Annotated in this window: 7 protein-coding genes and 1 pseudogene; all 8 read right to left on the reverse strand. The window is 73.2% G+C overall.

Annotated features, from left to right (window positions below):
* Window positions 1-1,728 (reverse strand): PIG-L family deacetylase (locus AB0J52_RS15950; protein WP_500182330.1); only part of this gene is annotated, 1,728 nt, incomplete at its 3' end.
* A 193-nt stretch (window positions 1,729-1,921) separates the two neighbouring features.
* Window positions 1,922-2,653 (reverse strand): hypothetical protein, encoded by a 732-nt coding sequence (locus tag AB0J52_RS15955; RefSeq protein WP_500182331.1) that lies wholly within the window; start codon window positions 2,651-2,653, stop codon window positions 1,922-1,924.
* An 11-nt stretch (window positions 2,654-2,664) separates the two neighbouring features.
* Window positions 2,665-3,408, reverse strand: coding sequence for a hypothetical protein (locus tag AB0J52_RS15960; protein WP_500182332.1), 744 nt, complete (start codon window positions 3,406-3,408; stop codon window positions 2,665-2,667).
* A 204-nt stretch (window positions 3,409-3,612) separates the two neighbouring features.
* Entirely contained in the window at window positions 3,613-4,920 is a 1,308-nt protein-coding gene (locus AB0J52_RS15965; protein ID WP_500182333.1) for an FHA domain-containing protein, read from the reverse strand.
* Window positions 4,917-5,627 carry a 4Fe-4S single cluster domain-containing protein gene (locus tag AB0J52_RS15970; RefSeq protein WP_500182334.1) on the reverse strand — a complete coding sequence of 237 codons (711 nt, stop codon included), beginning with the start codon at window positions 5,625-5,627 and terminating at the stop codon, window positions 4,917-4,919. Before AB0J52_RS15970 ends, AB0J52_RS15965 begins: the two co-directional genes overlap by 4 nt.
* A gap of 7 nt (window positions 5,628-5,634) precedes the next feature.
* Entirely contained in the window at window positions 5,635-7,515 is a 1,881-nt protein-coding gene (locus tag AB0J52_RS15975; protein ID WP_500182335.1) for an AAA family ATPase, read from the reverse strand.
* Window positions 7,516-7,555: 40 nt separating this feature from the next.
* Window positions 7,556-8,671: a response regulator receiver protein gene (locus AB0J52_RS15980; protein ID WP_500182336.1), complete on the reverse strand. Its 1,116-nt coding sequence runs from the start codon at window positions 8,669-8,671 to the stop codon at window positions 7,556-7,558.
* Window positions 8,668-9,554: pseudogene (locus tag AB0J52_RS15985) on the reverse strand (serine/threonine protein kinase); the annotation flags it as partial. The gene AB0J52_RS15980 and the pseudogene AB0J52_RS15985, both read right to left, overlap by 4 nt.

Raw genomic sequence — 9,554 nt, forward strand, 5'->3', positions numbered from 1 at the left:
CGCCGGGTAGTAGATCCGCGCCGCGCCGGTCGCGTCCACGGCCGCCGTCACCGGGCCGGCGGGCGGTCCGCCGGAGCCGCCGCCCACCCGGACGAACGGCTCGCCGGGGTTCTGCTGCCGCCACTGCGCCACGCCCGTGCCGGTCGGCGCGAACACCGACACCCGGCCGGACGCGTCGGCGACGGCGGCGACGCCGTCCCGCACGCCCGTGGCGGCCAGGCCGGTCCAGTCGTCCTCCCAGCGGGCGCCGCGCCGCGTCTTCACGCTCACGCCGCCGTCGAGGTTCCGCACCGCGACCGTCATGTCGCCGCCGGGCGCGACCGCCACGGCGGGCGCCCCGACGGTGAGGCCCGCGCCGGGGTCGGGGTTGCCGAGCGACCACCAGGCCGTCCAGCCGCCGGACGGCTTCTGCGACGCCGTCACGATCGCGTCGTCGGAGAGCCGCAGCGCGAACAGGTGCAGCATGCCCCGGGGGTCCCGGACGGCCGTCACGTACGGGGCGAGGCCCCCGCCGGCGATGAACCCCGGACCGGCCCACGGCCCGCCGGGCCGGGCCTGCTGCCACTGCGCGACCCTGCCGTTCAGCACGCCGAACGCGTTCAGCCGCTTCGCGCCGTCCAGCAGGGCCCAGTTCGTGCCGTTCGTCCAGCGGGTGTACTGCCGCGAGTAGAACAGCGTGTAGAAGGTCGGGTTGTTCGGGTTCGGGCCCGGGTCGTTGACGCCCTTCGGGCCCAGGTAGGTCAGGAAGAGCTGCTTCTTCCCCGGCGCGACCGTCCCCAGGTTCGGCGGCGACGACCGGACGTTGTAGTCCCGGTAGTACCGCACCAGGACGCCCCCGTCCCGCCGCGGGCCCGCGTACCGCGCGGCGGCGTCGGCGACCAGGCGGCCCGCGCCCCGGTGGTCGGTGTGGTCGCCCATCTGCGACACGACGTGCGTGAACCTGCCCTTGACCGGCGGCGACTTCGGGTCCTGCGTCATCACGACGGTCGGGCCGAAGCGCTGCATGAGCCAGGTCAGCGCGCTCTCCAGCTGCTGCTCGGTGTACCGGTGCCCGATGTAGGCGGGGTCGCAGCCGGGCCCGTCGGTGGGCTCGGAACCGAGCGTCGTCGCCGTGCCGACGCCGTGCGAGAGCTTCTCCAGCGATGAGGTGCGCAGCATCGCCGGCTTGTTCCCGGCCTCGTGCAGCCGGAAGAAGACGAGCCGGATGTTGGCCGCGCTGTTCAGCGTGTCCAGCTCGACGTACTGGCCGCCGGGCAGGCGCAGCGGCGTCCGCGTCCACAGGTTCGGCAGCCTCGCGTTCCGCGCCCACGCGGCGCGCGCGCCGTCCTCCCGGTGCCGGCCGTACATGCAGCGGTTGCGGTACTGGCGGCCGGTGGCCTCCCCGCTGGTCAGGTACACGGTGGTCGAGTCGGTCGCCGCGGACCGGATCATGTCCGGGTAGAAGAACAGCGAGTCGTCGTCCTCGTGCGCGACGAACTGCATGAACCGTCCGCCCTGGCCGGACCAGTGCCCGCCGGTCCCGCCCGCGGGCGCGGCCGGGGCCGCCCCCTTCACCGACGGCGGCCGGACACCGTCGACGAACGCCCTCCCGGCCCGGTCCGCCATCTTCCCGCGCGCGGCGGTGTGCGTGCCGGAGGAGTCCTCAGGGAACAGTGCCACCAGCGACGACATCGCACCGAGCGCGCCCAGGGCGACAATCGCCTCGACCGCACGGATCCCCCGCTTCAAGCGACCTCCCGGCCGTCCCGCGGCGCACCGGACCGGATCGTGCCGTCCCCGTGACACCGAGTTATAGAATTTGCGGCAAACGCGCACATTGGATGATGCACGAGTTCAACGCCAGGTTGAGCCGCTCAGGTCACGAAAAGACAACGGCGGCCCGAAAACTCCGGACCGCCATTGCTCTGCTACGGAACGCGCACTATCGGACGTTCACGAACGCCGCCTTCAGCGGCCAGTCGCCGTAGTGGCTCTTGTCGCCGAAGTACTCATAGGTGAAGTAGGCGTCCTTGGGAATGCGGAAGCGACCGGTGAAGCGTCCCTTGGAGTCGGTCTTCGGCCGCGCGAACCAGGACCAGTTCTTCTCGCCCTTGAGCTTCACGTACAGGTAGACGCGCTGGCCCTTGAACGGCACGTAGTGTCCCGGCTTCGGGTCGTGCTTGAGGGTCCCGCTGAAGTACACGTAGCCGTTCTTGCGGATGGTGCGCGGCGTGACCTTCCAGCCGTAGGTCAGCGCGTTGACGCGCTTGTCCAGGACGTTCGGGCTGGTGGAGGGCGCGAACGTCGGGTCCCCGGGGAAGCGGACGCGGTAGGTGCCGTGCCCGCAGTAGGCGGTCAGGTTGCTGGAGAAGGCGCCGCCGACCCGGGTGACCAGGGGCTTCTGGCCGCTGCCCGGCTTGACCGTCAGCCACTTGTGCTGTTGCTGCGAATAGCACTCGGCGACCAGCCACTTCCCGGCGGGGAAGGTCACGCCGTTCGTCGCGGTGACCTTGCCGGAGATGGTCAGCTTGGCGTCCCACGTGGTGGACATGCTGAAGGCGACCTTGGTCGGGGTCTTGGCCGCGGTGGTCGTGGCGGCGTTCGCCGTCGCGGGGGCGGTCGCCAGGGTGGCCGCGACGGCGGCCGTGCTCGCGAGGAGCAGGGACTTGCGCATGGACGTCACTTTCATCGAGGGGAAATGAGTACCGGCTTGACCAGCCACGTCACGTAGTGGGTGGAGTCGCCGTAGAACGTGTAGGCGACATAGACCGGCTTGGCCTTCGCGCCGACATGAATTCGGGTGCTGAAGTAGCCCTTCGCACCCGATTTGTAGTTCGAGATGCCGTGCCAGAGCGACATATCGTTCAGGCAGTCGCCGCCCTTGAGGCAGTATTCGACGGCGACGCGGCGGCCTTTGAGGCCCTTCCACGTGCCGCCGGGCTTGTCCTGGAGATAGCCGCGCACGGTGAACGTCGAGCCGCGGCGCGGACGGGTCGTGGAGATCTTCCAGCCGACCACGCGGGTGGCCACCCGCCGGTCGCGGACGTCCCCGGAGACCGTCGCCGCGAGGCCCGGAGCGCCCGCGAACCGCACCCGGAAGTAGCCGTGCCGGTAGTGGGCGCCGACGTGCTTGGGATCGGTCCGGAAGGAGCCGTCGGCCGCGGTGAGGAGCGGCTTGGGATAGGTGTACCAGCGCCGGTGGGTGTCGTCCGCGGTCTCGACGATCACCTTGCGGCCGGCGCCCACGCTCGTCCCGGCCCTGGTCGTGAGGCGGCCGGAGAGGGTGAGCTGCTGAGTCGTCTTCGTGCTGACCCGCAAGCCGGTGATCTTCGTAGGAGCGGGGGAGGCGGCGGCTTGGGCGGCGGTCGGGACGGCCAGCGTGAGGGCCGTGACCGTGGCCGCGCCCAGCGCCAGGGGGGTGCTGCGCATGGGCCTCGTTTCGGTGTGACGCGCGCCGGTGCGTGGCGCGCAATCACAGGACGCCGCCGGTCCGGACGGGGTTGGCCCGTAAATGATCACGAAACGGCAACGGCGGCCCGGAGGGTTCCGGGCCGCCGTCGCGGTGGTTCGCGGGCCGCCGGTTCGCGGCCCCGCTCCCGGACGCCGTCCGGGGGACGCCGTCCGGGGGGCGGTTCAGTTGAGCATGACGGTTCCCGCCACGTCGGCGGCGAGCCGGAGCTGGTCGCCGTCGCGGAGCGGGGCGTCCACCCGCGGGGGGAGGCGCTCGCCGTTGACGAAGGTGCCGTTCGTGGAGCCCTCGTCGCGGACCCACGCGGTGCCCTGCTGGTCGAGCCAGACCGTCGAGTGCCGCCGCGAGACGTTGTCGTACGGCGTGAACGTCGACGCGACGGGGGACTGGCCCGCGTCCCGCCCGAGCACCAGCGTCTGCCCGACCGCGACCTTCAGCTCGCCGGTCGGGAACTGCACGCGCAGCGTCGGAGCGCCCTTGCCCGGCAGCGGGCGCAGGCACGAGTCGCACTGCGCGGCGGCCGGGTTGGCCAGCACCGCCTCGCAGTACGGGCACATCATCGCCGTGCTGTCGGGACGGCGGCCGCCCTGGCTCTCCGGCGGCAGGAGCGTCTGCTCCCGGCCGTGCGGGTGCATCGGCTGGCCGCCGGGGCCGCCGGGCGGGCCGTACCCGGGCTGCGGCGCGCCCCACGGGTCCTGCGGAGCGGGAGGCGGGGGAGCTCCCCACGGGTCCTGCTGGGGCGCGGGCGGCTGGCCGTAGTCGGCCTGCCCGCCATGCTGCGGAGGCTGACCGTAGTCGGGCTGGCCACCGTGCTGGGGAGGCTGGCCGTAGTCCGGCTGCCCGCCGTGCTGCGGGGGCTGGCCATAGTCGGGCTGCCCGCCGTGCTGCGGGGGCTGGCCGTAATCGGGTTGGCCGCCGTGCTGGGGAGGCTGGCCGTAGTCAGGCTGGCCGCCGCGACCGTAGTCGGGCTGGCCGCCGTGCTGCGGTGCCTGGCCGTAGTCAGGCTGCTGTCCGTAGTCGGGCTGCCCGCCGCCACCGCCGCCGTGCTGCTGCGGAGGCTGGCCGCCGAAACCGCCCTGCTGCGGGGGACCCCACGGGTCCGCGGCCTGCTGGGGCGGGCCCCACGGGTCCGGCTGCTGCTGGCGCGGAGGCTGGCCGTAGTCGGGCTGCTGACCGTAGTCGGGCTGGCCGCCCTGCTGGTAGGGGGGTTGTCCGCCCTGCTGCGGGGGCTGGCCGAAACCGCCCTGCTGCCCGTACGGCGGGGGACCGCCGTGCTGTCCGGGCTGGCCCGGCTGGCCGTGCTGCCCGGGTGCGGGCGGCGGCGGGGTGCGGGGCGGGGCCTGGTCGCCGTAGCCCTGGCCGCCGGCGTGCTGGTGCGGCTGCTGGGCGCCCGGACGGGCCAGGTTCGCTCCGCAGCTCAGGCAGAGCAGATCGCCCGGCTGTACCGATTCATTGCAGTATGGGCAGTTCATGGTCTCCATGACACGTCCCCCGCGTGCACTCCGGCCTGTTCCAGCGTCGATGTGAGGTGATCGAGGTCACCTCGTCGCGGGATCCCGATGTAGTACACCCGCCTTCCCTCCGGCCCCTCGTCCACGGACACCTGCATGCGGGGCGTGTCGTCCCGGTTCGTCTCGTTCCCGGCCGCCTCGGCGTAGCGCTGCCGTCCGAGCCCGGACAGCGGCACGACGCGTTGGTTGGCCGACCCCCTCCAGAGTAGGGACCCTTCCGAGGAGTGTCGCCCCTCCGGGTTGAGCCGGTCGACGTACGGCCCCGTGATGACGGCGTCGCACCTGTTCAGGATCTCGCGGGCCGCGCGGGAGCGCGAGAGCCGTGTGTAGACATATCCGCTGTAGACGAGAATGTCCAACGGAATGCTCTCACGGCCGCGCTCGCCCTGCCAGGCGCGGATGCCGGAGACCAGTTCCAGCAGGGCCTCCGGCTGCTGGAACGGCTCCCCGCCGGAGATCGTCACGCCGTCCAGCGGCGCGGGCAGCGAGCGCAGCCACCCCAGCACCGCCTCCACCGGGACGGCCTTGGCGGGGTCGGCGTCCCAGGTGTCGCGGGACAGGCAGCCGTGGCAGTGCAGCGTGCAGCCCTGCGTCCAGATGCCCGCCCGCGTCCCGGGGCCGAGCGTGGTCACCGGATAGTGCGCCTTGGCCAGCAGCAGCTCCGTCATGCCCGGCTCACGCGACGTCCACGTGGACGATGCTGCCCTCGCGCCGGACGCCGGTCACGGTGATCTTCTCGTCCGGGACGAGGTCGCGGTCGAACAGCGCGCGGGCCAGCGGGTTCACGAAGTACGACTCCAGGGCCATGCCGATGCCGCGGCCGCCCTTGTCCAGCTCGGCGGTGCACCACTCGCGCAGCGTGCCGAGCGGCTCGCCCTTCACCGACAGGACGAGCCGGTGCTCGTCGGCCACCCGGCGGCAGATGTTGCCGAACTGCAGGTCGAAGATCCGGTCCGCGGCCTCCGCGCCGATGAAGTCGAACACCACGATGTTGTCGCCGAACCGGTTCAGCAGCTCCGGCCGGTTCAGCACCTCGGTGAAGTGGTCGGCGACCGCGCCCTTGATGCGCTGCTCGACGTCCTCGTACGGCATGCCGGGGATCACGTTGCGGACCCGGCCGGCCGAGCCGCTCCCGGTGGGGTCGTGCGCCGGGACGAACATCCCGAGGTTCGAGGTGAAGATCAGGATCGCCTCGGAGAAGTGCACGGTGTTGCCGCGCCCGTCGGTGAGCCGCCCGTCCTCCAGGATCTGCAGGAACTTGTCCAGGATCCGCGGGTGCGCCTTCTCGATCTCGTCGAACAGGATCACCCGGAACGGGTCCTCCCGGACGGCGTTGGTCAGCTCGCCGCCCGCCTCGTGCCCGACGTAGCCGGGCGGCGAGCCGATCAGCCGGTCCCCGGAGCCCTCGCCGGAGAACTCGCTCATGTCGAACCGCAGGTAGGCCGACTCGTCGCCGAACACCAGCTCGGTGATCGCCTTCGCCAGCTCGGTCTTGCCGACGCCGGTCGGCCCGGCGAAGAACAGCACGCCGCGCGGCCGCGACCCGGACCGCGTCGCCTGCGCGCCGGACAGGCCGAGCACCGCCCGCTTGAGGATGTCCAGGGTCTTGGTGACGGCCTGCGGCTGCCCGATCACCCGCTCCGGGACCCGCTTCTCGCCCTCCAGCACGCGGCGGCGCAGGTGGCCGCGGCTCCACGGGTTGTCGAGGACGCCGAGCTTGTAGGTGCGGACCGCGTCCGGCAGGTCGGCGAGCGAGACGTTGCGCTCCTTGGCCAGCCGGGTCACCTCGATCATCGACTGCAGCGTCAGCCCGTCGGCCTGCTCGGCGAACGCGTCGCACGCCTGCGCGGCGGTCTCGTCCGCGCCGACGTCGGTCACCCCGAACGCGCGGGCCAGCAGCCGCGCGGTCTCCTGCCGGTCGCCCAGGTGCGGGCGCGGGATCGTGATCTCGCGGACGTTCTCGTTCTCGGCGGTCAGCCACGGCGGCAGGTCGCCGGGCCGGTCGACCAGCCACAGCACCGGGTTGTACAGCGGCTTCGGCCGCTGGCCCCCCGCGACCCGCACCGGCCGGGCCGTCCGGGAGAGCTTGGCGCAGAACCGGAAGAAGTCGCGCTCGGCGGGCTCCAGGTCGGTGGGCGTCCGCGCGATCCGGGACGCCGAGTCGATCACGAACGCGGCGCGGACGTCCTCGGCGGGACGCGCGACCGCCGCCAGGTGCCGGGTCAGCGCCTCCAGCGACGGCTTGTCGTCCGGCTTGACCCGGCCGAGCAGCCGCTGCGCCTCGTCCGCCGCGGCCGGCGGGTGGATCTGGATGCCGTCCACGGCGTCGTAAACGACCATGAACGAGTAGCCGCTGGACCGCAGCGACTCCCACAGCAGGTCGCGCAGCGGCAGCAGCCGCGCGGGCGCGGCGCCGTCGCCGGGGGCGAGGAAGCTGTCGTACAGGTTCCCCGACAGCACGTACTGGGAGTGCACCGCCAGCGTCGCGTCCAGCTCGCGGATGAACGGCGGCCATCCCGGCAGCCGGCCGCCGAGGGTGGGGGACTCGATACTCAACGCTCACTTCTTCCGGTAGTCGTCGGGGCGGTCGCCCGGGTCATTCTCCAGGGCGGCGTTCCCTCGCCCTGGCCTGGGCCGCCCGCGTCCCAGTCTGCCGCGCCTCGGCGCGCACCGGGAGCCGCTCCACGCCGGGGGCGAGCCGCCAGGTCACGTCCGAGCCGATCCCCGCGTCCCGGAGCCGCTCCCGTGCCTCCTCGAACGCGTCGCACCACTCCTGTTCGCGCTCGACGTCCACGCGCCGGTCGTTCTCGCTCAGGACGGGCGTCGCGCGCATCATCTTCGCGCGCAGCTTCGCGTCGCCGTCCAGCCGCATCCGGACGCTGTGGTCGGGCCAGTCGCCCTTGGACAGCACGAGCGAGCCGTTGTCGGCGGTGACGGTTTCAAAGCTCTGCTGCACCTCGTAGCCGAGGTCCTCGAACGCCTTCGTCACCTCGGACAGGACGTACCGCCGCTCGGCCTCCGCCTGCTCGCGCGCGTCCTGCCGCTCCTGCTCCCGCCGCCGCTGCTCGCGGCGCGTGCGGGCGTTGTCGTTCGCCTTCTGGACGCGCAGCCGCACCTCGGTCAGGACGGTCTCGGCGTCGTGCGAGGCACCGGTGCCGGCGAGCAGCCTCGCGGCTTCGACGACCTCGCGGCGGTCCTCCTCGGCCGTGTCCGGCAGCAGCCGCGCAAGGACGCGTTCGAGCGCCGCGTCGATGCGCGCGGGCGGCGCCGCCGGTCCGGGAGCCGCGGACGACGTGTCGCTGGTCAGCGCCTCGGCGGTGAAGACCTGCGTGCCGATGTCGGTGGCGATCCTCCTGGAGAGGGCCGCCTCCGCCGCGTCCAGCTCGGCGTCGGCGCGGGCGCACCACGCGGTCAGGTCGTCGGACGCGTCGTCCTCGCCGGGCGCGGGCGGCGCGGGCAGGTTCTCCGCGCCGAGCTCGGCGAGGGCCCGGATGCGCGCGTTGCGCTCCACGACCTCGCGGAGCGCGCGTTCCAGGTCCCGCACCTCGGCGAGGCGGGCGCCGCGCGCCTCGGCCCGTCCGGCGGCGCGCTCCGCGAGCGCCTCCGCGCCGCGTCCGGCCAGCCCGCTCGCGCGGCCGAGCGCCCGGTTCATCCCCAGGGTGAGGACGACCGCCGCGTCCAGGACGATGTCGGCCTCGACGCCGCTGCTCATGATGTCCTTCCGTCGACGTTCGAAGTGATGTGGCTCTGGGCGGTGTGGTTCGGGCCGGTGTGGTCGCGGGCGGTGCGCCAGCGGTGCAGTCGGACGCCCGCGGCGACCGCGTGCGCGACGGCCACGGCCGGCATCACCAGCATCCACAGCAGGCCGCCCGCGGGCGTCACGGCGGCCAGGGCGATCAGCAGCAGGGCGAACATGACGCCGAACACCAGCGCGAGCGGGACGAATCCGCGCCGCCGTCCTGGTGAACCGCGCATGGCCTGGCCCATCTTGTTCATGCCGCGTCCGCTCGCCGACAGCGCCTTCGACGCGAACGCCCACGGACCGTGCGGCAGGTACTCGCCGCCCTGCGCACGCGCCACGAACACCTCGGCCCCGCACTGCACGGCCCACGCGAGCACGGCCACGAAGCCGAGCATCACGAACCAGCCGGACGGGCCGGTCTTCGTGCCGCTGCCCGACAACTGCGCGATGAGCCCGCTCCCGGCCAGCCAGAACACCAGGATCGGCAGCGACCAGCCGACGGCGCGCGTGACGGCCGCGTTCCTCTTCTCCAGCCGTGTCCGCTCCTGCTCGTCCCAGTGGCGGCGGAGCTCCTCAGTCCGGATCTCCTCCGCGCGGTGCTCGCGCCGCCGCGCCTCGGACTCGGCGGCCGCCTCCGGCTGCGTCCGGACGACCGCCAGCAGGCGCAGCGGATCGTCGTCGGCGGCCCCGTCCACCAGCCACCCGAACCACGGGACGTCCTCGCCGTACCGTCTCGCGGCGGCCCGTTTCAAAGCGTCCGCCGTCTCCGCCGGACGCGCCGCCAGCGCGAGCAGCGTCAGCAGCACGACGGGCGGCTCGTCCGGGGGCACCTCGCCCGCGACGGGCGCGTCCG

It is taken from the genome of Spirillospora sp. NPDC049652 (assembly GCF_040675125.1).
GTDB lineage: Bacteria > Actinomycetota > Actinomycetes > Streptosporangiales > Streptosporangiaceae > Spirillospora.